General features: G+C 49.1%; 20 protein-coding genes. 16 read left to right on the top strand and 4 right to left on the bottom strand.

The genetic code is table 11. From position 1 onward, the window contains the following. Positions 1-376 precede the first annotated feature (376 nt). Positions 377-1306 carry a DMT family transporter gene (locus K0H60_RS13745; RefSeq protein ID WP_220056076.1) on the bottom strand — a complete coding sequence of 310 codons (930 nt, stop codon included), beginning with the start codon at positions 1304-1306 and terminating at the stop codon, positions 377-379. 84 nt (positions 1307-1390) lie between these two features. Here K0H60_RS13745 and K0H60_RS13740 point away from each other — a divergent pair, with 84 nt between their 5' ends. Further along, positions 1391-2287 carry a LysR family transcriptional regulator gene (locus K0H60_RS13740; RefSeq protein WP_232015303.1) on the top strand — a complete coding sequence of 299 codons (897 nt, stop codon included), beginning with the start codon at positions 1391-1393 and terminating at the stop codon, positions 2285-2287. 52 nt (positions 2288-2339) lie between these two features. Here K0H60_RS13740 and K0H60_RS13735 read toward each other — a convergent pair whose 3' ends face one another. Then, entirely contained in the window at positions 2340-2735 is a 396-nt protein-coding gene (locus tag K0H60_RS13735; RefSeq protein ID WP_220056075.1) for a VOC family protein, read from the bottom strand. 155 nt (positions 2736-2890) lie between these two features. Between K0H60_RS13735 and K0H60_RS13730 the strand changes: the two genes are divergently transcribed. The 3 genes from K0H60_RS13730 to K0H60_RS13720 all read left to right on the top strand — a co-directional run bounded on the left by K0H60_RS13730 (position 2891) and on the right by K0H60_RS13720 (position 6561). Continuing rightward, positions 2891-3496 carry a DUF502 domain-containing protein gene (locus K0H60_RS13730; RefSeq protein WP_220056074.1) on the top strand — a complete coding sequence of 202 codons (606 nt, stop codon included), beginning with the start codon at positions 2891-2893 and terminating at the stop codon, positions 3494-3496. 638 nt (positions 3497-4134) lie between these two features. After that, positions 4135-6111 carry a BCCT family transporter gene (locus K0H60_RS13725; protein WP_220056073.1) on the top strand — a complete coding sequence of 659 codons (1977 nt, stop codon included), beginning with the start codon at positions 4135-4137 and terminating at the stop codon, positions 6109-6111. 87 nt (positions 6112-6198) lie between these two features. Continuing rightward, positions 6199-6561 (top strand): YajD family HNH nuclease, encoded by a 363-nt coding sequence (locus K0H60_RS13720; RefSeq protein WP_011717601.1) that lies wholly within the window; start codon positions 6199-6201, stop codon positions 6559-6561. A gap of 25 nt (positions 6562-6586) precedes the next feature. Here the strand turns inward: K0H60_RS13720 and K0H60_RS13715 are convergent, their stop codons facing one another. Further along, positions 6587-6820, bottom strand: coding sequence for a DUF1289 domain-containing protein (locus K0H60_RS13715; RefSeq protein ID WP_011717600.1), 234 nt, complete (start codon positions 6818-6820; stop codon positions 6587-6589). Positions 6821-7090: 270 nt separating this feature from the next. Between K0H60_RS13715 and K0H60_RS13710 the strand changes: the two genes are divergently transcribed. The 12 genes from K0H60_RS13710 to K0H60_RS13655 all read left to right on the top strand — a co-directional run bounded on the left by K0H60_RS13710 (position 7091) and on the right by K0H60_RS13655 (position 20466). Further along, positions 7091-8434 carry a methyltransferase gene (locus tag K0H60_RS13710; protein WP_220056072.1) on the top strand — a complete coding sequence of 448 codons (1344 nt, stop codon included), beginning with the start codon at positions 7091-7093 and terminating at the stop codon, positions 8432-8434. A 254-nt stretch (positions 8435-8688) separates the two neighbouring features. Continuing rightward, positions 8689-9738: a 3-oxoacyl-ACP synthase III gene (locus K0H60_RS13705; RefSeq protein WP_011717598.1), complete on the top strand. Its 1050-nt coding sequence runs from the start codon at positions 8689-8691 to the stop codon at positions 9736-9738. 183 nt (positions 9739-9921) lie between these two features. Beyond that, a complete protein-coding gene (locus K0H60_RS13700; RefSeq protein WP_220056071.1) occupies positions 9922-10884 on the top strand; it encodes an alpha/beta fold hydrolase in 963 nt (320 codons plus the stop codon). Then, the gene (gene oleC, locus K0H60_RS13695) at positions 10884-12725 is read left to right on the top strand and encodes an olefin beta-lactone synthetase (protein WP_220056070.1); all 1842 of its coding nucleotides are present in this window, start codon (positions 10884-10886) and stop codon (positions 12723-12725) included. Before K0H60_RS13700 ends, oleC begins: the two co-directional genes overlap by 1 nt. Before the next feature lie 142 nt (positions 12726-12867). After that, entirely contained in the window at positions 12868-13995 is a 1128-nt protein-coding gene (gene oleD, locus K0H60_RS13690; protein ID WP_220056069.1) for a 2-alkyl-3-oxoalkanoate reductase, read from the top strand. Between the two features lie 72 nt (positions 13996-14067). Continuing rightward, positions 14068-14307 (top strand): DUF3624 domain-containing protein, encoded by a 240-nt coding sequence (locus K0H60_RS13685; protein WP_109285294.1) that lies wholly within the window; start codon positions 14068-14070, stop codon positions 14305-14307. Positions 14308-14776: 469 nt separating this feature from the next. Beyond that, positions 14777-15754: a TerC family protein gene (locus tag K0H60_RS13680; RefSeq protein WP_011717593.1), complete on the top strand. Its 978-nt coding sequence runs from the start codon at positions 14777-14779 to the stop codon at positions 15752-15754. 446 nt (positions 15755-16200) lie between these two features. Beyond that, positions 16201-16506 carry a hypothetical protein gene (locus K0H60_RS13675; protein WP_055646780.1) on the top strand — a complete coding sequence of 102 codons (306 nt, stop codon included), beginning with the start codon at positions 16201-16203 and terminating at the stop codon, positions 16504-16506. A gap of 272 nt (positions 16507-16778) precedes the next feature. Then, on the top strand, positions 16779-18500 hold the full coding sequence (locus K0H60_RS13670; RefSeq protein WP_220056068.1) for a phospho-sugar mutase: 1722 nt from the start codon (positions 16779-16781) through the stop codon (positions 18498-18500). A 153-nt stretch (positions 18501-18653) separates the two neighbouring features. Further along, positions 18654-19037 carry a VOC family protein gene (locus K0H60_RS13665; RefSeq protein WP_109285291.1) on the top strand — a complete coding sequence of 128 codons (384 nt, stop codon included), beginning with the start codon at positions 18654-18656 and terminating at the stop codon, positions 19035-19037. 171 nt (positions 19038-19208) lie between these two features. Then, positions 19209-19658, top strand: a complete 450-nt coding sequence (locus K0H60_RS13660; RefSeq protein WP_220056067.1) for a GyrI-like domain-containing protein — start codon at positions 19209-19211, stop codon at positions 19656-19658. Positions 19659-19767: 109 nt separating this feature from the next. Beyond that, on the top strand, positions 19768-20466 hold the full coding sequence (locus tag K0H60_RS13655; RefSeq protein ID WP_011623290.1) for a helix-turn-helix transcriptional regulator: 699 nt from the start codon (positions 19768-19770) through the stop codon (positions 20464-20466). Positions 20467-20512: 46 nt separating this feature from the next. On the opposite strand, the gene K0H60_RS13650 is transcribed toward K0H60_RS13655, so the two are convergent. Continuing rightward, entirely contained in the window at positions 20513-23368 is a 2856-nt protein-coding gene (locus tag K0H60_RS13650; RefSeq protein WP_220056066.1) for a TonB-dependent receptor, read from the bottom strand. Between the last annotated feature and the right edge of the window lie 81 nt (positions 23369-23449).

Here is a 23449-nt window from a genome sequence, read left to right as displayed (position 1 = left end):
GCTAACTCAATAAAAATTGGTGTATTTAAAACATGCTAATTCACCCACTCATAAAACAAATTGGGAGTGATTGATAGTTAAGCAGAACTATAGTGAATTGTAGTGAAGGTGCCGACAGCTTGACGCAAAGTGCCGTCATCGCTTTCGAGATGTTCGCAGTAATCGGTTATTTTGAGTCAATTATCATGGGGGATATTTTATCAGGTCAGTTAATTGGCTAAAGCATCCGTGTTTATCGCAGCGAATGATTCGGCTCATATCATCCACCAATTCGAGGTAATCCGTTAAGGTAAATGCAATCCCCTTGGATTGCTGAGTAGCTAGCCAATAATAAAGGCGAGAACTTCCCGCCTTGATTACGTAATTTGAAGATTGGCTAGGATTCAGGGCACACTTTGGGCTCGCGTTTAAACCGAATAATTCGCGGTAGCAGTAAGCCTGCGATAACCACGATAATCCCTAACAGTTGCAACTCGGTCACAGCTTGGCCAAGCATAAACGAGGTTAATACGGAGAAGATGGGGACAAAGTTGAAAAACAGTGCTGCGTTGGCTGAGCCTAACTGACGCACGCCATTTAGCCACAATAAATAGCCTGCAACCGTACCAAATACGCCGATATAGACGACTTCGGCCATGCCTAGCGCCGTACTATTGAATAACTCAGCGAAGGGATGCACCTCTGGCGATACCAAACACAAAGCGCCAATCACCGCAGCGCCACTCAACATGCCGATAAAGGTATAGGGGATGACTGGCATCCAGCGGCTGATACCTTGGCTGAAATAGGTGTAAAAACTCCAGGCCAGCATGCCGCCAAATATTAATTTATCTCCGTGGTTTATCTGCATCGAGAAGAGGGTTTCAAGGTGTCCATTGGTGATCACCATCAGCACACCGGTGAGACTCACCAGCAGACTAAAACACTGGGCAAACGATGGCAGCGTTCGCAGGGCAACACAGGCAATCAGTGATGTTATGAGCGGGCTAAGGGCCATGATTAATGAGCCGTTCGTCGCATTAGTTGACGCCAATCCCGTAAACAGCCCCAGGTTAAGTCCGCCTATACCTACCGCGCTGACGAGGATAATCCACAGCCATTGATTGATGCTTAAGTGCAATTTCGGCATACGGACGAGCTTGAGGTAGACAGCGAGACAGGCCGCGGCAATCACAAAGCGCCAGAACACTAAGGTCAAGGCATGCACTTCGCTTAACACTTGTTTACCAATGGGAAAGCAACTCCCCCAAAAGAAGGTACAGATAATCAGCAGGATCACTGCTTTCATCGTTGGATCAGATTTCATTGCCACTCCGGATGACTTGTCAAATTCTAAGTCTTAGTGTATTGATTTCAATAATTGGATAAACAAGCAAAAGTAAGACGGTAAATGCCAATAATGAAACCTAACTATTCGTTGGACGATCTGCGCTGTTTTTGCGCCGTGGCACGGTCTGGCAGCTTTAAGGAGGCCGCCCAATCCTTAGGTATGCCGCTCTCCACCTTGAGTCGCCGTATACGCCAGCTAGAGACTGATTTGCAATTAAGATTGCTTAATCGAGACGCCCACCGCGTCATCTTAACCAGCATTGGTGAGCAGTATTTTGAGCGCTCGGTAGCCCTGTTTGATGAACTCAATAATATTGACGAAGACTTGCATCGGGATAAGTACCAACCACAGGGGAAAATCCGCATTTCCGCGCCCATCAACTCTGGCACTCACTTCCTGCGGTCGATTTTTTATGATTTTCTGCTGCAATATCCCGATATTCAGTTGGATTTGAGCTTTTCAAACTCGCTTATCGATATTGAAGCGGAAGGCATGGATGTGGCGTTTAGAGTGGGCAATCCAGTGGTTGAAAATTGGATTGCCAGACCGTTAAAGCATATTCACTTTATTTTGTGCTCTCACCCTGACTACGACATTTCGAGTATTACTACGCCAGACAAGTTATGCGGTCATCCAACCATTATTTGTCGCCCTATGATACCTTGGCAATTGGTGCATAAAACGACTGGCGAAGAGTTTGATTATCACCCGAACAAGGGCGTCAGGCTGGAGGTGGATGAACTGATGCTACTGACCCACGCCATTAAAACTGGGATAGGTATCGGATACGTGCCGGATTATTTTGCGCTACCTATGATAGCGCAGGGGGAGGTGAATCATGTCCTACCTGACTGGAGTAGCAAAGCCCGAACCTTGTCCATGTTATATCGGGACCGCGACCATCTCCCCATGCGGGTACGGTTGTTTATCGAGTTTGTGAAATTGCACTTTAAATAGGGCTCGCGTTATTCCGCCAGCCAAGGAACACCGACATTTGAGCGCGTTGGGTTTATAGCGCGCAGGCCGGCAGATATTCGGATAATTCCAATAGATTCAAATCGGGATCGCGGATATAGACGGAGTTGATGCGGCCTGTGGCGCCGGTGCGCAGTACTGGGCCTTCAATAATCGCAACTTCAAGGCTGTTTAAGTGGTTAATCACTTCTTCGATATTGTGGCTGACCACAAAGCAGAGATCGGCGCTGCCGGGCGTAGCAAGGTTTGCTTTAGGCTCAAATTCAGCGCCCGCTTGGTGAAGATTGATTTTTTGATCGCCAAAACTTAAGGCGATTCGGCCCTGACCAAAGATGGACTTTTTCATCCCTAACACGCGTTGATAAAAGTCGATGCTGGCCTCGATATCTTTCACGGTTAACACTAAATGGTCTAGGCGGGTCACGCGCATATTCTTTCCCTCGATACCGTAGCGGTTTGGTGTTCTCTGCGCCTTACCTTACATCAAGTGCTGGTGCAAAAGTGACTCTGTGGTAGCATTTAACGCGCTTTTTAGCGTAAATAATTTATGCCTTTTTTTATCCCATTGGATTTGATGAGATTGTAATGAAGAAAACCTTAGCCCGTGGTTTGATGAACCTGCTGCCGATGGCTTTAAGCCTGTGGTTGTTTTGGTCATTGTTTGTATCGTTAGATGGTTTAGGGATTTTTATTTTAGAGTTGGTAGGGATTAACCAACATTTTGTCGGCGCGGGCTTTATCTTAGTCGTGGCCATAGTGTTTGCCGTGGGGCTGTTGTTTTCGGTGAGTCCTATTGTGTGGCTCTATGGCTGGATTGAACGTCAGTTGATGCGTTTTCCGCTGTTTAAATCTGTCTATGGCAGTATTCGTGATATCGCTTCTTTAATGAACCGTGAGGGAAAACCCAATACTCAGCAAACCGTGTTGGTTAAACAGGCCAATGGCGGGTTTGTGGTGGGCTTTATTATGACGGATACACCGCCGCAGCCCTTGCTCGATGCCTTACCCGAAGGGGATTGGGTGCCTGTGTTATTCCAACTCAGTTACCAAATGGCGGGGGTCACTAGCCTAGTTAAACGTGAAGATTTGATTTTAGTGGATTGGTCTTTTGAAGAGGCGATGCGCTTTAATTTAACGGCGGGGATCTCACAAACGCCGGGCGCGGCGACGGCAAAAACTAAAGCTGAATAAGTGGGTTTTGGTTTTTGCGTCAGTTTTTTGCGTCAAATAGAGGCATTTTTGTGATACAATTCGATGGCGACTTAATAGGTCGCCATTTTTTATGCTAATTCAGCGGCAGCTGTTTAGCATTATCTGTGTCTCTATTGAGTCAGTTTTCGACAGCATGTGGTCTCTGTTTGAAGGCAATCCAGTAGAGCTTAAGCAAGGCCGAGTCGATATTTGTTACTGGTTAACCGCTAATCGCGCTTTGCATTCCTCATCCTCGATATCATGAATATCGAACCGCTTATATGCATTATGTCGCCATTGAGGTTGAACCCAGCGATTCGCTCGCATGGTGTCGATGCTCGCTGTCGTTGAGAGTCTGATAGGTTCTTAAAGCGCATTGCACAGCAGCGGTGTAGTTGTTTATCGAGTCAATAGTTTACCGATTTTGCTATTAAGCAAAAGCGTCGAGCAAACGGGGAAGCGTTTTCAACATGAGTATGACATCACAAGGAATTGCCGACCGCGAGCCCTTGTCATGGATTATTTGTGCATATTTCATCCTGATCACATACTGCTGAGGCTAGAGTTATCTATTATTGAGCTATCTCTTCAATATCGAAGGGATTTTAATAGGGAACTGGCTAGAACAAGGGAGTTTTATGTCTATCAAGTCGAGTATTAATCCACCGGTTTTTTATTCGTCGGTCTTTTTTATCACCTTAATGGTGATGATCTGCGCCATTTGGCCTACCGAGGCCAATCACTTTTTCAAATCCATGCAGTCTTGGCTAGAAGCCAAAGCGGGCTGGTTATATATCCTTGGCGTGGCGATTTTTCTGATTTTTATCATCTTTGTCATGGTCAGTCGCTTTGGCGATATTAAGCTCGGTCCAGACCATGCCGTGCCCGACTATAGCTATAAGAGCTGGATTGCCATGCTGTTTTCGGCGGGGATGGGGATTGGATTGATGTTCTTCGGCGTTGCCGAACCTGTGATGCATTACTTAGCGCCGCCCGATGCAACGCCTGAGAGTTTGGCCGCCGCCAAAGAAGCGATGAAGATTACGTTCTTCCATTGGGGCATACATGCGTGGGCGATTTACGGGGTGGTTGCCCTGAGTTTGGCCTATTTTGCCTATCGGCATAAGCTGCCACTGTTACCCCGCAGCGCACTCTATCCCTTAATCGGTGAGCGCATTCATGGTCCGATTGGCCACTGCGTCGATACCTTTGCGGTATTGGGAACAATGTTTGGGGTCGCGACTTCCCTAGGTTTTGGGGTGTTGCAGGTTAACTCGGGGCTAAGCTATTTATTCGAGCAACTGCCTAATAACACCACGGTGCAAGTGTCGCTGATTATTGGCATTACCTTGCTCGCCACCCTGTCGGTATTTTCGGGGCTCGATAAAGGGGTGAAGCGCTTAAGTGAGCTTAACTTAGGCTTGGCCCTTATTCTGCTGCTGATTGTGTTAATCCTTGGCCCAACGGTGATGTTGCTGCAGGCCTTTGTGCAAAATACCGGCAGTTACCTGAGTGATATCGTTAATAAAACATTTAATTTGTATGCCTATCAGCATAAGGAAGATTGGCTAGGTGGTTGGACGCTACTCTACTGGGGTTGGTGGATCTCCTGGTCACCTTTTGTCGGCACCTTTATTGCGCGGGTGAGTCGCGGCCGTACCATACGTGAGTTCTTAGTCGGCATTTTATTTGTGCCTTCGGCGCTGACCTTTTTATGGATGACGGTATTTGGTAACTCGGCCATCGACGCGATTATGAACCAAGGCGCGACCTACCTGAGCGAAGAGGTGAATACTAATGTGCCCGTGGCTCTGTTTGTATTTTTTGAACATATGCCGTTCCCGCATCTGTTATCGGGCATTGGGATTTGTTTAGTGGTGACCTTTTTTGTGACCTCATCAGACTCGGGATCCTTAGTAATCGATAACCTGACCTCGGGGGGCGATAACAATGCGCCCGTTTGGCAACGGGTGTTTTGGGCATTGCTGCAGGGCGTTGTGGCCTCGGTACTGCTCATCGCGGGCGGTTTACAGGCACTCCAAACCGCCGCCATTGCCAGTGCGATGCCATTTTTATGCGTGATGCTGCTGATGTGTTTAGGGCTGTATAAGGCGCTGAAGGACGATTGGCTGAAAATCAACAGCGTGCAGCTCCATACCACCAGTGTGCAATATGCTAAGACCAATATCAGTTGGGAGGAGCGCATCGAAGTCTTAGTGTCGCATCCCACCGAAGATGAGGCGCGTATCTTTCTCAATAATGTTGCGACACCGGCGTTATCTAAGGTGTGTCAGCAATTTATGAGCAAGGGCTTAACGGCGGATCTTGAGTATCTCGACGGCAAAGTGCGATTGGTGATCAGCAACGAAGCCTATCAACCCTTCGTATACGGTGTGCGGATGCGCTGCTTTGAAATCGTCAATCCAGTCGGTGAAGAGTTAGAGCAGGGCAACAATTGGTATTATCGCGCCGAAGTGTACTTAGAGCAGGGCGGCCAGCACTATGATGTGATGGGCTATACCGAAGAGCAGCTATTGGCGGATGTGGTCACCCAATACGAGAAATACCTGCATTATTTGCACTTGTCCAATGCCGACCAAGGACATGTCGCCTAAACGCTTTGCGTGTCAGAAATATTGCCCCAAGGAATAACTCGGATTATCCTTGGTGCACTTTTTAGGGGTCATCAGTTAGGTGTGAGCATGTCAGCAAATCCAGGCCAGAGTAAGTTAGATCAAGTCTTAGCCCAAGAGCGCGAATACCGTGCCAAACGTGAGGGCGGTTACCGCGAGCAGGCGCTCAAATTGTATCCTTGGATCTGTGGCCGCTGTACCCGCGAATTTACCTCAAAAAACTTAAGCGAGTTGACGGTTCACCACAGAGATCACAACCACGATAACAACCCATCCGACGGCTCGAATTGGGAATTATTGTGCCTCTACTGCCACGATAATGAGCATTCACGCTTCGAAGAACTGATCCGCTACGGTAGCACTACCGAAACCAAGCAAGCGGCGGCGACCTATAATCCCTTTGCCGATTTAAAGGCGATGATGAAAAAGTAGTGATAAAAGTAAAAAGCCTGAACTTTCAGGCTTTTTTCGCAAGTCGAGCCTCGGCTTCCAGCCATTTAGCGCGGCTTAGCACTTGTTGATTTTCGTCGCCTTCGAAATGGGCTTTGCGGGCGGGAAGTTGCGCGATAATCGCGGCGTGTTCTGCATCGCTGGCATCGCGCCAAGCGACAATCTCATCGATATGGCGAAAACAGCCCATGCAATAATCTTCATCATTTAAGCCGCAGCGGGCGACGCAGGGGGAGAGCATAGTCATCCTCTAAAACCGTGTTTTTAATATGGTGTTCAATGGCTAAGGTGAGTTATCAGCTAAGTGCACATTAGGGTCATTGAGTGCCTTAAAGGCACAAATTGCGGCGAATAGTAGCAGCTTTAAGCGCCATTTGGGCAGTGGTATTAGATTGATATTAGCAAAGCCTTAATCGTTAAGGCTCAAGGCCATTGTGTGTTCAACTTGAGCAGTTCACAAAGTGAATCGATTCCTAGGGTGTGTTAGCAAAGGTGAGTGGTAAAAATCAGCGTGAATCAAATTAACGATCACAATAAAGGCCGGCTGGCAGCGCAATTTATCCAATTAGATAAATTACTTGAGCAGGGCCGTGCCCTGTGGCAAGTGCGCGCCTTTGAGGCGAAAACACTGCCTTGGCAGGCGCAATTTCCGACCTTAGCGACAACCCTTTGGGCGCTCGATGATGCTGTGCTCGATGCCTTGGATGCCGAGCAATCGGCGTTAGTCGATGCCTTATCTCCCGCACTTAAGCAGGATCTTGCCGCGTTAGGACTCGAGTGGGATCTGGCTTTACTCACATTGTCCATCGCTGAGCTCTCGCTTGGCTCCGATATTGCCTCAGATATAGGCCCTGATATTGGCTCTGACGATATTGAAACTGCTACTTCAACTCGTATTGATCTTACTGAGCTGGCTCACTTTAGCGCCCATATAAAAGGTCGTAAATGGGAGCAAATTACCGCTTTTGTGCAGCATTTGCCCGATGCGGGATTACCCGTGCTGGAGTGGTGTGCGGGCAAAGGCCATTTAGGCCGCTTAATAGCCAAAGCACGTGGTGTGGATGTGTTAAGCCTCGAATGGCAGGCGATGCTCTGTGAAGAGGGCCAAGCCTTTGCCGATAAATGGCAGTTATCACAGCGCTTTATCTGCGCCGATGCCTTCGCTATCGAAGATAAAGCCGACGAAAATACCGCTCATCAGACCAATCCTTTTTGCGCCCAGCAACAGGCGGTGGCGCTGCATGCCTGTGGCGATTTGCATGTGCGTTTACTGCAATTGGCCGCAGCGGCGGGCACACAGGCACTGGCGATTTCACCTTGCTGCTACCATTTAATTCAAGCTAATCAATATCAAGGCCTATCGACACTCGGTAAACACAGCGTCCTGCGTTTAAGTCGCCATGATTTGCAATTGCCTTTACAACAGAGCGTGATTGCAAATCCCAAACAACAGGCGCTGCGACATCAGGAAATTGCCTGGCGGCTGGGGTTTGATGCGCTGCAACGAAGTTGCCGTGGTATAGATGCTTATCTACCCTTGCCCGCAATAAAGCAAAGCCAGCTGAGCGGCGAGTTTGCCGAATTTTGCCACTGGGCGGCGACGCAAAAGGCGGTTACCTTAGCCGCAGATTGTGATTTTGACGCTTGGCTTGAGATAGGCAAACAGCGACAAAGGTTAACCCGGCGCATCGATTTGGCCGCGCATTTATTCCGCCGAGCGCTGGAGCTGTGGTTAATTCTCGATCGCTGCTGTTTTTTGCAGGAAAGTGGCTATCGGGTAAGCCTGAGGGAATTTTGTGCAACTAGCGTGACGCCTCGAAATGCGCTGATTTTGGCGCAAAAATTGAGCGATTGAAAAATAATCTGAATGATGAGGCCATACTTGCCTGTTTTTTATGAAGTATTTCTTTATTAGTTCATTTTGAATTAACGGATAGGCGGCATGATCAGCACAAGGGCTTATAAGCTCTGTGAGACAAGTCTAAGACGAAAGATGGTTTTTTATTGAATCATCGGGCTTTTCTTGTTCAAATGTCGCCTTAATGACAAATAACAACTAAAAACTGACCTAAAAGATCAGTGATCTTAGTGAGCGAATAAAACAGTTTCATGAAATATTCCCGCGTATTTATTAATAGCCTTGCCTATGAACTGGCACCTGTGGTGGTTTCCAGTAGCGAGCTAGAATCTCGCCTCGCGCCTCTATATCAAAAATTTCGCATTCCTATGGGGCAACTTGCGGCGTTGACGGGCATTACCGAACGCCGTTGGTGGCCTAAAGGGCATCAATTATCCGATGGAGCGATTAAAGCGGCGCACAAGGCAATTGCAGAAACGGGAATAGAAGTCGCCGAACTGGGCGCAGTGGTGTACACCGGCGTGTGCCGTGATCAGCACGAACCCGCCACCGCCTGCCGGATTGCGGCGGCCTTAGGTGTGTCGAAGGACACGGCGATTTACGATATCAGCAATGCCTGTCTTGGGGTGTTATCGGGTATTTTAGATATCGCCAACCGTATCGAGCTTGGGCAAATTAAGGCGGGGATGGTGGTGTCCTGCGAATCGGCGCGGGATATTGTCGATGTGACCATTGATAATATGCTGGCCGATCCGACCATGCAGAATTTTGCCCAGTCGCTGGCGACCTTAACCGGCGGCTCAGGCGCGGTGGCGGTGATCCTCACCGATGGCAGTTTACCGCTGACGAATGTGCGTAAGCATCAGCTGCTTGGCGCCTCCCATTTATCTGCGCCGCAGCACCACCAACTGTGTCAGTGGGGCTTGCAGGAAGTAGGGCACAATATTTACCGTGAGTTTATGCGTACCGATGCGGTGACCTTACTCAAAGAAGGGGTCGAGCTGGCTAAGCATACGTGGGAGCATTTCCTCGCTCAGCGAAATTGGTTGGTCGAGCAGGTCGATAAAGTGATCTGTCATCAGGTCGGCGCTTCAAACCGTAAGCAGGTCCTGAGTGCGTTAAATATTCCGCCTGAAAAAGAATTCCCAACATATCAACTGCTTGGCAATATGGGCACAGTCTCTTTACCCGTCACTGCGGCCATGGCACACGATCAAGGCTTTTTACGCCCAGGGGATCAGGTGAGCTTTTTAGGTATCGGCAGTGGTTTGAACTGCATGATGCTGGGTATTAAGTGGTAGTTTTCCAAGATTGTTATCTGCCTTAGCCGACGCTTGAGAGCAAGGTTTGCTAGGGCATTTTTATGCTTATTGGTTTAGCAATGGGCATGAGCTATAAGCATTAGCAATGAGCATAGGTGAAGGCGAATTTGCCAGCACAGGCTACCAATACAAAAACAATTAGAACAAAAGATAGGAAGCGTCATGTTAGACACTCTGTTGCCGTTTAAACGTCATTTTCTTAGCCGTAATGGCAACAAGCTGCATTACATCAATGAAGGCCAAGGTGAGCCTGTGGTCATGGTGCACGGTAATCCAAGTTGGAGTTTTTATTACCGTAATCTCGTGAGCGCCCTTAAGGATACGCACCAGTGTATCGTGCCCGACCATATTGGTTGTGGCCTGTCGGATAAGCCGGATGACAGCGGTTACGATTACACCCTTAAGAATCGCATTGATGATTTAGAGGCGCTGCTCGATAGCCTAAAGGTAAAAGAAAACATCACCTTAGTCGTCCACGACTGGGGCGGCATGATAGGCATGGGCTATGCGGCGCGTTACCCTGAGCGCATTAAACGTCTGGTGATTTTAAATACCGGCGCTTTCCATTTACCCGAGACTAAGCCTTTACCGCTGGCGCTGTGGATCTGCCGTAATACGCTGCTCGGCACCGTATTAGTGCGTGGTTTTAATGCCTTTTCATCGATTGCCTCCTACGTTGGGGTGAAGCGTCAGCCGATGTCCAAGTACATCCGTGAGGCCTATGTCGCGCCGTTTAACTCATGGGCAAATCGCATTTCGACCCTGCGTTTTGTGCAAGATATTCCGCTAAAACCGGGTGACAGAAACTATCAACTGGTGTCGGATATCGCCGCTAGTCTGCCAACGTTTGCCAAGGTGCCGACACTGATTTGTTGGGGATTACAGGACTTTGTGTTCGATAAGCACTTTTTAGCCAAATGGCGCGAACATATGCCCCATGCACAAGTGCATGAATTTGCCGATTGTGGTCACTATATCCTCGAAGATGCGAGCGATGAGGTGATTACCCATATCAAACACTTTATGGCTGAGGCGCAAACGCCTGAGCCAGAAGTGCAGCCCGTTGAAACGGTACAGATCACAGAGCCTGAGGCAGAGACTCAAGCGCCACAGGCCGCACATTAATGGCTAGGGTGGAGGATGCGCAGCTCGGCCATGGGACTCCTGCTGTTGAGCAAGCAAGCGATGCCAATATCTGTCGACATTTAAAGCAGGCCGCCCATCACATTCCCCATCATCTCGCGGTTGCGGTGCAACAGGGCAAGGGTAAATCCCTTGCCAATCTGACTTACCAAGAACTCGACTTTATCAGCCTCGATAAACAAAGCGATGCCATTGCCTTCGCGCTCAATGCCCACGGGCTGACGCGGGGGATGAAAGCGGTGTTGATGGTCACCCCGAGTCTGGATTTTTTTGCGTTAACTTTCGCCTTGTTCAAGGCGGGGATTATTCCCGTACTGGTTGACCCTGGCATGGGGATTAAAAATCTTAAGCAATGTTTTATTGAAGCTGCGCCCGATGCGTTTATCGGTATCCCTAAAGCCCATATCGCCAGACGCTTATTAGGCTGGGGCAAGGGCAGCGTGAAGCACCTTATCAATGTGGATGGCAATCCAAGCGGACTGGCAGGCACTTTATCGCGCGTACTCACGGGCGCGCCAAGTTTAGCGACGATACTCTTATCAACTGCTAAGTCGTTTACAGCTAAGTCATCTACAGCTAAGTCATCTGCGGCAAACTTGCCGGAACAGGGCGAGTACCCAATGGCACTGCTTAGGCATGACGAGATGGCGGCGATTCTGTTTACCAGTGGCAGCACGGGGACGCCAAAGGGCGTTGTCTATAGTCACGGCATGTTTGAGGCGCAAATTCAGGCGCTAAAGCAGGATTATGGCATTGCACATGGCGAGCGTGATTTGGCGACATTCCCGCTATTCTCCCTCTTTGGTCCGGCGCTCGGTATGGCATCGATTGTACCTGAGATGGATGCCAGCAAACCAATTACGGCCAATCCTGAATTTTTATTTGCCGCCATTGAGAAATATCAATGCAGCAATATCTTTGTTAATCCTGCCTTGCTTGAGCGTTTAGGCCGCGCCGGTGAGCAAACCGAGTCGAAAAAGCAGCACAAACTCAGCAGTGTGAAACGCGTGATTTCCGCAGGGGCGCCCGCGACCATTGCCTCGATTGCCCGTTTTAGCAAAATGCTCAGTGACGGCGTGCCTGTACTCAATTCCTACGGCGCCACCGAATCCTTACCTATCAGCATGATCGCCAGCGATGAGCTATTTACCACGACTCAAACCACGGACAATGGCGGTGGGATTTGTGTCGGCCGCGCCATCGATGGTGTCAGTATCGAGATTATCGGCATCACTGAAGCTGATATTCCTGAGTGGGATAATGGCCTGCGTCTTAACACGGGGGAAATTGGCGAAATAGTGGTAACAGGCCCTATGGTGAGTCAGTCCTATTATCGCCGCGAAACGGCAACGACGGCGGCCAAAATCTGGGACCGCGAGCAGCAAACCTTCAGGCATCGCATGGGCGACCTTGGCTATCTGGACGACAGCGGCCGGTTGTGGATGTGTGGCCGCAAAGCCCATAGAGTGGATGCCACCCAAGGTGGGCAGTGTATTAAACGTTACTATTCCATTCCGAGTGAGCGTATTTTTAATACCCATCCGAATGTGAAGCGTTCGGCGTTAGTGGGGATCAAGGTGAAGCGCCAAGGTGGCGCAAGTGAGATTGAACCTCTCATCTGCATTGAGCTTGACCAATCCTTGGTCTGCAATAAGAGCGCGCAGCTGTATCAAGAGTTGATGGCGATTGCCGAGCAGTATAGCCAAACTCAGGGGATTCGGCGTTTTCTCATTCATCCCGATTTTCCCGTGGATGTGCGCCACAATGCCAAAATATTTAGAGAAAAATTAGCCATTTGGGCGCAATCGCAAACCAAAGGCTGATTTCAATTTAGCTCATTTTTAACTTAAATAGGGTCGAACTTTCGACTGTTTGTTCGTGGCACGTTTTGCCGCGAGTGCTGCCTTGCTGCACTTAATCACTGAATTGAATACTAAGATGACACTCACTGTCACGGAATGCGATATGACTGACAATCCAGCTGTTCTCCAAGCCGATGCGACGCCAACTGTCCGCCCTGATAACCTCGCTCAAGCAGGCTTTGATCCGCGTGAGCAAGCCGCGCTTTATGCCTTGGCGGCTAAGGTCAGCCATGCCTTTGTGACCGGCGCGGGTGGATTTTTGGGTAAGGCCATTTGCCTACGTTTGGTCGCGGCTGGGATTAAGGTGACTGGGTTTGCCCGTGGCCATTACCCTGAGCTTGAAGCACTTGGCGTTGCTATGGTGCAAGGGGATTTAGCCAATCCTGAGCAAGTCAAACAGGCGATGCAGGGCTGCGATATCGTGTTCCATGTGGCCTCAAAAGCGGGTGTCTGGGGCGACAGAGACAGTTATTTTTGCCCCAATGTGAAGGGCGCCGCTAATGTGATTGCCGCTTGTAAAGCGTTTAAAATCAGTAAACTAGTTTATACCAGCACTCCTAGCGTGACCTTTGCGGGTGAGGATGAATCGGGTATCGATGAGTCGACGCCCTACGCCAGCCGCTTTTTAAATTATTATGCTCACTCCAAGGCGATTGCCGAGAAGATGATGCTCGATGCCAATCAAGCATCGATAACCGCGTCGGCATATGCGTTAAAGACGGTCGCCCTGCGGCCGCATTTGATTTGGGGGCCTAATGATCCGCATCTTGTACCTCGGGTGCTCGCCCGCGGTCGTTTAGGTAAGCTCAAGCTGGTGGGGCGTGAGGATAAACTGGTCGATACCATTTATATCGATAATGCCGCCTATGCCCATATTCTGGCTGCCGTGGAGCTTTGCCAAGTCTCGCCTAAGTGCCAAGGCAAAGCCTATTTTGTCAGTAACGACGAGCCTGTGACTATGGCCAAGATGCTGAACCTCATCCTAGCCTGTGATGGCCTCCCGCCTGTGACCGTGCGAGTGCCACAGACCCTGGCCTATGTGGTGGGCGCTGTGCTAGAAATGGTGTATCGACTGCTGAATAAGCAAGAAGAGCCGATAATGACGCGCTTTGTCGCCAAACAGCTTTCCTGTAGCCATTATTTCGATATCAGCGCGGCAAAACGGGACTTTGGCTATCACGCCTTAGTGTCGATAGAAGAGGGTATGAAGCGACTTAAAGCATCGCTCTAGTGCGTTATTTAGCACTGAGTTTACAGGGTGATATCCTATGCCGTTACGGTAACTTACTGGATTAAAAAGTTAATGGCCTGCGACGATTGTAATACTTCGATTTTTCGGCAAAAGATTGGCCGCTGCAAACGCTGCATGTGGCAGTTGACGCTGCTGTCGCTTATCGGTTGGCCTTTGTGGTGGTATCTCTACAGTGATGCTCCTCGAGAGGTCAACTCCATCGCCTTACTGTTTTTCTGCTTAGCCTTCAGTGGCCTGTTGTTACTGCATCTTGTGGTATTAGTCGCGCGCCGTCTGCTCGGTCGTGAGTAGTTTTTCACTTCCCATCGAATCTCCTTTTTATCCTTTGTGGTGAGTGGTCTCGCTTGCCATTTACGCTATTTCAAACGGCCATGCTTGCCCGCTAACTTTTTCATTTTCGCTTAATGCTCAAGTGTTACACAGTGCGCTGAAACAGCTCGCTTTTTATCGTCTTAGCGAAAAATACTGTCGATTGGTGCAGGCTAAGGCGTGATGAGTGATGAGCTCACGTGATTATTTTACTCCGTGATCCCGTGAGGGCTAGGGCTAGGCTTAAATCTGCAGAGTATGATAAATGCTCTGATGGTAAGAGTTGGTATGACGAGTTGTTTTGGCTGATGAGTATGGATTTAAACAAATTTTAATCTGACATTTTAAGGTTTTTACCCTGTTTCACTGTTTTTGGTATCGCCAAGTACTAAGATCGAATGTGGCGATGAAGCCGAGAAAACTCGGTATTTTTTAGGTTTTAGGGAGTGTTATGGAGTTTTTAACCACGCTATTTGTGGGTTACCCGATATGGGTTTGGTTAATGTTTTTTGGATTTGTGTTGGCATTGTTAGCCTTCGACTTAGGCGTGTTACACAAAGAGCAGCACGAAATAACCGTGGCAGAGAGCCTTAAATTATCGGCCTTTTATATCTGTATGGGTCTGTTGTTCGGCGCTTGGTTATGGTGGTACAAGGGCTCGACCGCGGGGATGGAATACCTCACGGGTTACCTTATCGAAAAGTCCTTATCTATGGATAACGTCTTCGTTATCGCGCTTATTTTCAGTAGCTTAGGCATTCCCCGTTTGTATCAACACCGAGTGTTATTCTGGGGGATCATGGGCGTTATCGTGCTACGTGCGATTATGATTGGTTTAGGCGCGGCGTTGGTAGCGCAATACCAAGGCGTGTTGGTGTTATTCGGCCTGTTCTTGATTTTCACGGGGATTAAGATGCTCTTTTCCGATGATGAGCATGGTGATATCCAAGATAATAAGTTTTACAAATGGTTACGCTCTAAAATGCGTTTTACGCCAAGCCTTCATCAAGAGAAGTTTTGGGTAAGGGGAGAGGAGCATCAACTCAGCAAAGGCTGGTGGGCAACGCCTCTGTTCTTGGCGTTGATCTTAGTCGAAACCGCGGATCTAGTGTTTGCGGTGGACAGTATCCCGGCGATTTTTGCGATTACCCAAGATCCCTTTATCGTCTATACCTCTAATATTTTTGCGATTTTAGGTCTGCGGGCATTGTATTTCGCCCTCGCGGCCATGGTGCATCGTTTCGAGTACCTCAAGTATGCGCTGTCGGTGGTGTTGGTATTTATCGGCGTAAAAGTCGGACTGGTATACTTTAATCATGAAGGCATTGTGGACTTTAAAATCCCAACGGCCTTATCCCTTGGCGTCACCTTCGGCCTCTTGCTGGCGGGGGTATTATTCTCCCTGTGGAAGACGCGCGAGCAGAAGTAAAATAATGTTTTTCTATCTAAAACTGGCGCCATAGTGCGCCAGTTTTTATTTGGTTATCCCAAAGATGGGTTGTGAATTGCCCTAGTTATCGGCCGATGAAATAATTTCTATTTGCGGTTTTCGGTTTGGTAAAAGTGCGCAAACTGTTCTATTTTTCGTATAGACAGACGTTTGGTTCGGGCTTCCTTTCTACCTGAGTAATCGTTCGCATAACAGCGCACTGAGCCAGATATATAGAGTCTGTTTTCATCAATTTTGTACTAATAACAATAAATTATTAGCACCATCAAATTTGTGGCTTAGCTCATTATCTAGCGGAATAGGGACACGGTTTGGCTCATTCTAAGATGTTGAGCATTACGTACGCCACGCCATCATTACAAATAATCGAACAAATGACAGCGAGCCAGGCCGTTAATGCCGAGGAGCGTACGAGGAGAAAGATCATGTCTATGGTGAGTGCGAAGGAATTTGCTCATTGGCTAAAGAAACGCTTCGAGGGTGTTGAAAAGGGCGTGAGTTTAACTCGAGAAGATATCAATCAGCTGACCGGGCGCCAAAATTTTTCATTGGTGTTTGTCCATGATATTCACTACGAGTTGATGCGTTTCGGCATCGCCTTTGTGACAGACACTGGGCGCGATACTTACTATCTTGTGCGGGTTTTCGATAAACCTTGGCGCAATCAATTGGAGCAGGACTCTGAAAAGGAGCTGTTTTCTAACGTAGTGTCGATTAATTTACTGCGTTAAGACGGCAATTCGTGGCATTTATCCGTGCAATTTTACCTGAAGTGGTGAGTGCTTTTGCAGCACCACAGCGCGCGGCTGCGCAAGCACAATAGTCCCTGTTACATAAGGATTAACAGGGTTAATAAATCGCGTCTTTGCATGACTTTACTTCTCCTAAGTTCGTTACACTCTCCCTCTTTACACTTAAATCCGTTGTGAAAAGTGCAAATTCGCTTGTTCTTCGGCATGGATTTTCCTAAGGTGATTGAAAATGATTTTCACTGAGGCCCCCTATGAATACCCATTTGCAATTACAGGTTAAGCATTGGCTCGAAAATGACCCCGATCCCCGCACTCAGGCACAACTGCAAGCCTTAATCGACGCCGGAAATGACGCCGAACTCGAGGCTCGTTTTGCGGGACGTTTAGAATTTGGTACCGCCGGATTACGCGGTGTGGTGGGCGCTGGTCCTATGGGCATGAATCGCCTAGTGATCCGTCAAACATCTGCTGGGCTTGGTGCCTATTTACTCGAACAAATTAAAGATGCCGCCGAGCGCGGAGTTGTGATTGGTTACGATGGCCGCCACGATTCACGCACTTTCGCCCATGATACCGCCAGTGTGCTTACCGCGATGGGCATTAAGGTTCGCCTCACCGCCAAAGTGGCGCCAACGCCGCTGGTGGCCTTTGGGGTTAAGCATTTTAATGCCGCTGCGGGCATTGTGGTGACCGCCAGCCATAACCCGCCACAATACAATGGCTACAAAGTGTATTGGGAAAACTGCGCGCAGATTATCCCGCCCCATGACTCTGGTATCGCCGCTAAGATTGAGCTGGCGGCAACCCAAGCTATTCCGTTTATGGATCAGGTTGAGGCGACCAAACAGGGCAAGCTTATTTGGTTGCAGGACGATTATTACGAAACCTATCGCCGCGGCGTGATGCACGCCAATGTGCTGCAAAATAACACTGCGCCCGAAAAAGTCAGCCTTGCCTATACTGCCATGCACGGTGTGGGCGCTGAAATGGCGGAAACTGTGCTCAAGGATGCGGGTTTTACCCAAGTGTATTCGGTGGCGGCGCAGCGCGATCCCGATGGGGATTTCCCAACGGTTAACTTCCCTAATCCGGAAGAAAAGGGCGCGATGGACTTAGTCATCGCCGAAGCGAAAAAGCATGGCGCCATGCTCGCCTGTGCCAATGACCCCGATGCAGACAGATTTGCGGTTGCAGTACGTAAGGATGATGGCGAGTATCAAATGCTAACGGGTGACCAAGTGGGCGTGCTCTTTGGCCATTATCTGTTAAGCCATGCGAGTAAGGAGCAACGTCTGGTGGGCACCACCATTGTGTCCTCCAGTTTGTTATCTAAAATCGCCAAAGGCTTTGGCGTTGAAAGTTATACCACACTCACCGGTTTTAAATGGCTGATGAATGTGGGGATTGCGCAGAGTCAGCCTGATAACCAATTCCTGTTTGCCTACGAAGAGGCTCTGGGTTACACGGTCGGTAACATGGTGTGGGATAAGGACGGCTTGTCGGCTCTTGTCGCCTTTGCCCAATTAACTGCCGAGCTTGCCGCTAAAGGGCAAACCATTTGGGATAGACTCGAGCAGATTTACCGCGAGCAGGGTTTCCATCTCAATGCCCAAGTCAGTATTGCCTTAAAACCCGATACGCCTAATATCGGCGCCTATCTGCGTGAACATCCGTCGTTGGCAATTGGTGAACATGCCGTAGTGTCGACCGATGATCTCAAGGCGTTAGAGCGTCGCTTTGTCGATGGCAGGGTCGAGAAAATCAATCTGCCCTCCAGTGATGTATTAACCTATCGCTTAGCCAATGGCGCGCGGGTGATAGTACGGCCGTCTGGCACTGAGCCTAAAATCAAGTGCTATTACGAGGTGGTCGAAGCTATGACGGCGCAAGACACCTTAGCCAGCGCCCAAGCACGGGCAACTCTGGCGATGGAGGCGTTTATTTCAGCCCATCAGGCGAGTTTGCCTAAATAAGCGCCTTGAGCGCACTCAATAAAATCAGCTTCACTCAAAGGCTACTGACATGATGTTGTCAGTAGCCTTGTTTTATTCTTGTTGTCGTCCGCTGGTGGTCCACATTTATAACATGATGAATCATCGGCATTTTTCAACAAGGAGAAAGTGAAAATGTTATCAATTGCACCGTTAGTCTGGGGTGAAATTCCTGTCAGTGATATGGATCGTGCCATCGCTTTTTATCAACAACATTTCGGGGTTGAATTTAAGCGTGATGATATGGAAGACATGCAATACGCGACGCTCGTAACAGAGGAAGAAGGCGCCGCCAGCATTGGTTTGGTTAAATGCAGCATGAGCAAACCGTCGATGGACGGTAGCACTGTATACCTGCATTTCAGCGCGCAATTGCAACCTTTAGTGGATAAACTCGTGGCCGCCAATGTGACTATGCTATTGCCTGTGACGCCTATCAAGGACGGCGGTTGTGGCTATATCGCCCTGTTCGTGGATAGCGAAGGCAATAAGGTCGGCCTCTGGTCGCAAAACCAGTAATGTAAACCCTACAGAGTCGTGCCTTGGCACGGCTCTTGGTTCTGATTTTTACGTCGTTCCTTAATTCAAGTGGATACAGTCAGTTCTGCGGATAATAGCGACGAGCAATAACGTTTTGCGATGGACCTAAAACAAGCAACAGCAAATTTCAGTGATGAAGGTGAAAGGATAATGGAACAGGTTTTTATGGCGGCTCAACCTATGCTTGGGCTGAGTACGCGCACCAATAATAGCGCCGAAATGGCGGCTGAGGGCGGCAAGATTGCAGCGCTTTGGCAGACATTCTTTGAATCATCACAACTCACGGCGATGCTCGACTCTCCCATGTATGGGGTCTACTACGACTATGAATCCGATATGACGGGAGACTATTCGGTTTTAGTGGGTAAAAGCGTTGAGTCTGTCAGCGAGACCGGCCCTTTTACGGCGTTGCAGCTGCGGGAAGGAAACTACCTTAAGTTCAGTGCACAAGGGGAAATGCCTCACTGTGTGGTTGACCTTTGGGGACAGATTTGGCGCTACTTTAGTGCGCCTGATTGTCCGCATCAGCGTGATTATCAAACGGACTTTGAAGTGTATCGAAGTGCCGATAAGGTCGAGATTTATATCGGGATCGTGTAGACCGAATTCATAACACTGTGCCAATACACTATCGCTTGGGCTAGCCCACTTTAGCGGGTAAGATCCCTTAACTTTCGCAGCAAGCCAATTTGAGGTGTGATTACTGTCCATGCGCCGTGCCGATCGCCTATTTCAAATAGTGCAAATTCTTAAACATCGACGACTGACGACCGCCCAAGAGTTGGCGGATCGTTTAGAAGTCTCGACCCGCACAGTGTACCGCGATGTGCAGGATTTGTGTTTGAGCGGCATTCCCATTGAAGGGGAGGCGGGCGTGGGCTATCTATTGCGCCACGAAGTGAATGTGCCGCCACTGATGTTTAACGAGGCCGAATTAGAAGCGATTCAAGTCGGCATGCGTATGGTGCAAACATGGGGCGGCAAAGAGCTTGGCAGTGCGGCGCGTCAGGCGATGATAAAAGTGGAAGCCGTGCTACCTAAGCGTTTGCAAGCCTATCAATCTTTGATGTTTTCGCCGGATTTTTATTTAGATTCCAACGAATTTCAGTTTCTCGATCCGCTGCGTAATGCGGCCCAGCGCCGTGAATACGTCAAACTCTTCTATCAAGATGTGAATAAGGCTCTGACCGAGCGCGAAGTGCGGCCGCTCGCCATCTATTTTTGGCGTGGCACTTGGACCTTGCTTACCTGGTGTGAGTTACGCCAAGATTTTCGTAACTTTCGGGTCGATCGTATCACTGGCTTATTAAGGCTTAACCGCCATTTTGAACCAACGCCCGGGCAGGAATTAGAGGATTATATTTGTCTGATGGACGCCCAGATGCGCGAGCGTGAAGCCGAAAAATAAAGCCACTCAATGAGTGGCTTTATGGTGATTAACTTTATGGACTTTTTTAGAAACTGCCGCGGATCCCGAGGGCGATTTGGGTGCCAAAACGCTCAAGGTAATTCACTTGGTCCTCATACTTCACATAACCTGAATAGCGGTTATTGGTCAGGTTAGAAGCCTCGGCGAAAATCGACACATTTTCGAAAATATCATAACTCGCGCTAGCATCGAGCTGGCCGTAGTCTTGGATCCAAGCTGGACCACCCCAAGCTTCGGGATCGACCAAAAACTTACTGCGCCAGTTATAGGCAACCCTAGCCTGCAGACCGTATTGCTCATAGTAAAGGACGGCGTTGTAAGAGTTTTTCGACATGCCCTTAAAGGGTAAGCCTTTCGCATCGATTTCGGGATCATCGTAGCTGCTGTCCACATAGGTGTAGTTTAGTTGGAAACCTAAACCATTAAAGGGCTCTGGCAGGTATTCGTCGAGGGATTGCTGCCATGCGGCTTCCACCCCTTGCACTTTGGCGCCGTACTTACCCGATACGGGTTGAGTGACATAATATTCAGTTCCTTCAACCATTTGAGGCCCTTTGTTGTCGGTGATAAAGGATTCAATGTCTTTGATAAAGATGGCACCGCTCAGAGAGCTACTCTCGTGAAAATACCATTCGAGGGAGATATCCCCTTGGCGCGCCTTTTCGGGGGCGACACTTGGATTACCGCGTGTCAGCGTAGGTAAACCATTCTCACGGGTCGTGAAACTCGGTGCAGCCCAGACTCGCAGCGCATACAGTGACGGACGGCTTAACACTTCGGCGGCGGAGACGCGTAGCAGCAAGTCATCCTGCAGATTGAGCTTAAAGTTCATGCTCGGCAACACATTGGTATAGCTATCGTCGTAACTGGCTTGGACGACGTTTTTCCAATCGTTGTTGGTGGGTTGGCCGGCACTGTCTAATTCAACCTTCGCTAAATCATAAGCATAACCGTCGGAGCTGACTTTGGTCTGGCTAGCTCTGAGGCCCAAGTTCAACATATAAGGCAGATCGAAAATTTCCTCTTCGATATTCACCTGCACATAGGCGGAGGTCACTGCCTCGGTAACTTCATAACTCCCCGCCTTATTGAGGCTAGCGACAATGCTCTTATCCGCCGCTTCTTGGTTAATGCTGCGGTAGTACTCAAGCAGTTTGTCGTAGTCGAAGCTTGGCCAAGGCTCTGGGGAGATGCTGTTTTCACCATCGAGGAAGTTATCGAAGTTGGCGGGCACAAATACACTCGAAGGAATTTGGAACAGTTCAAATTCGCCCTGGGTAAAGACAGTGCTGTTGTCGAAGGTATAACCGTCGCGGGTCAGGTAATAGCCACCACGGCTGAATTGACTGGAGTTAGCGGAAGCAAATTCGGTCTGCTTTTTCACTTGCTTGACATAATTGACGCCAAAATCGACCTTGCTGATGATGCCTTCATCGGGGATGTATTGGCTGGTAAGTTTAATGTCGGTAATTTTATCGTCCACATCGACGCCACTGTTACGGCTGTAGTGGGCGCCGTATTTTTGATCGGCGCTCAGACCTGGGCTTATCACTACATCGGGCAACATATTGCCACGGGTGTAATCGATATCGATGCCATCGACAAAGCCACGGGCAACCACGAAGCGGTTATCGCCATTATTGGCATTTTGCGCGGCGGAGTAGGCAACATCGGCGGTAATTGACCAATTGGGCATGACATACCAGTCGGCCTTAAGACCCATTTGGTAGGTATCGGTTTTTCTTGGGGTACTGAGGTTGAGCAATTCAACCATAGTGTTATCGCCCGTTTGGTTCATGCTCACCACACGGCCCTGATCGTCAAATATGGCGTCGGTAAATAGCGGAGTGCCCGGCGTCCATTCTTCGTCGTAGTTCACGAAGCCGATTTGGTATTTATGGCCATCGGTATTGTAGCGCGAATAGAGACCGTCGAAGTTGATGTCGAGATTATCCAGTGGGCGCCATTGCAGGGCGAGCGTGCCGCCTACGCGTTCACGCACGTCTTGGGCGTTTGCAAAATACATATAGCTTGGGATCTTAGAGGCATAAATCTCACCTGGATCGATCACGCCATTATTGTTGGTATCGACTGGCACCCCGGCACTGTCGACACCCCAGCCTTCATCTTCATCGAAGAAACCTTCAGCCGAATAGGTATCTGCCCGCAGGGTTTTACGGGAATATACCGCCGAGACCAGCGCGCCAAAACTATCGTCATCCGTCTTATCACCGATGATCAGTGAGGCGTGGGGATGAATGTCCTCGGTACGGGATTCGTAAATACCCTTTGCGGAGGCTTGAATGGTACGGCCTTCTAAATCCAGCGGTTTACGGGTTTGGATATCGACGATAGCGCCAATGCCGCCTTCGGTCAGTCTGGCTTCGGGTGACTTATACACTGCCAGCACATTCACCAGCTCCGAGGCGATGGTGTCGAAGTTAAAGTCTCGTCCCGCATTTTCTGAGGCCAATTTACGGCCATTGAGGGTGGTGACGTTATAACCATCGCCAAGGCCACGAACCAGAATATTTTGTCCTTCGCCGCCGTTACGGGTAATGGTCACTCCGGGAATGCGCTGTAGCGCCTCGGCCAAGTTTTCATCTGGAAATTTACCAATGTCATCGGCGACCACAAGGTCGACCACGCTCACGGCATTCTGCTTTAGGAACATCCCTTCCTTAATACTGTTTCTGATCCCTGTTACCTGAATGCGTTCGACCTCGTCATCCTGGGCTTGCGCAGTATCCTTCGCTTTAACTTGCTCTTTCGTTTCGGTTTGTTGCTCTGCTGGTATTTCATTGGCAGCGCTGTGAGTTGCTGTCAGAGCCGCTGCGATAGCTAGGGCAATCGCGGCAGGCTTGGTGGTTAAGAGTTTCATAGTATCCCCGCATGAGTGTGATGCACGGTCGTTGCCGTGTCTTTTAATACAATTTCGAAAGCGAAAGAAACTGCACAAACC

It is taken from the genome of Shewanella mangrovisoli (assembly GCF_019457635.1).
Taxonomy (GTDB): Bacteria; Pseudomonadota; Gammaproteobacteria; order Enterobacterales; family Shewanellaceae; genus Shewanella; species Shewanella mangrovisoli.
This window is presented reverse-complemented; position numbering and strand designations above follow the sequence as displayed.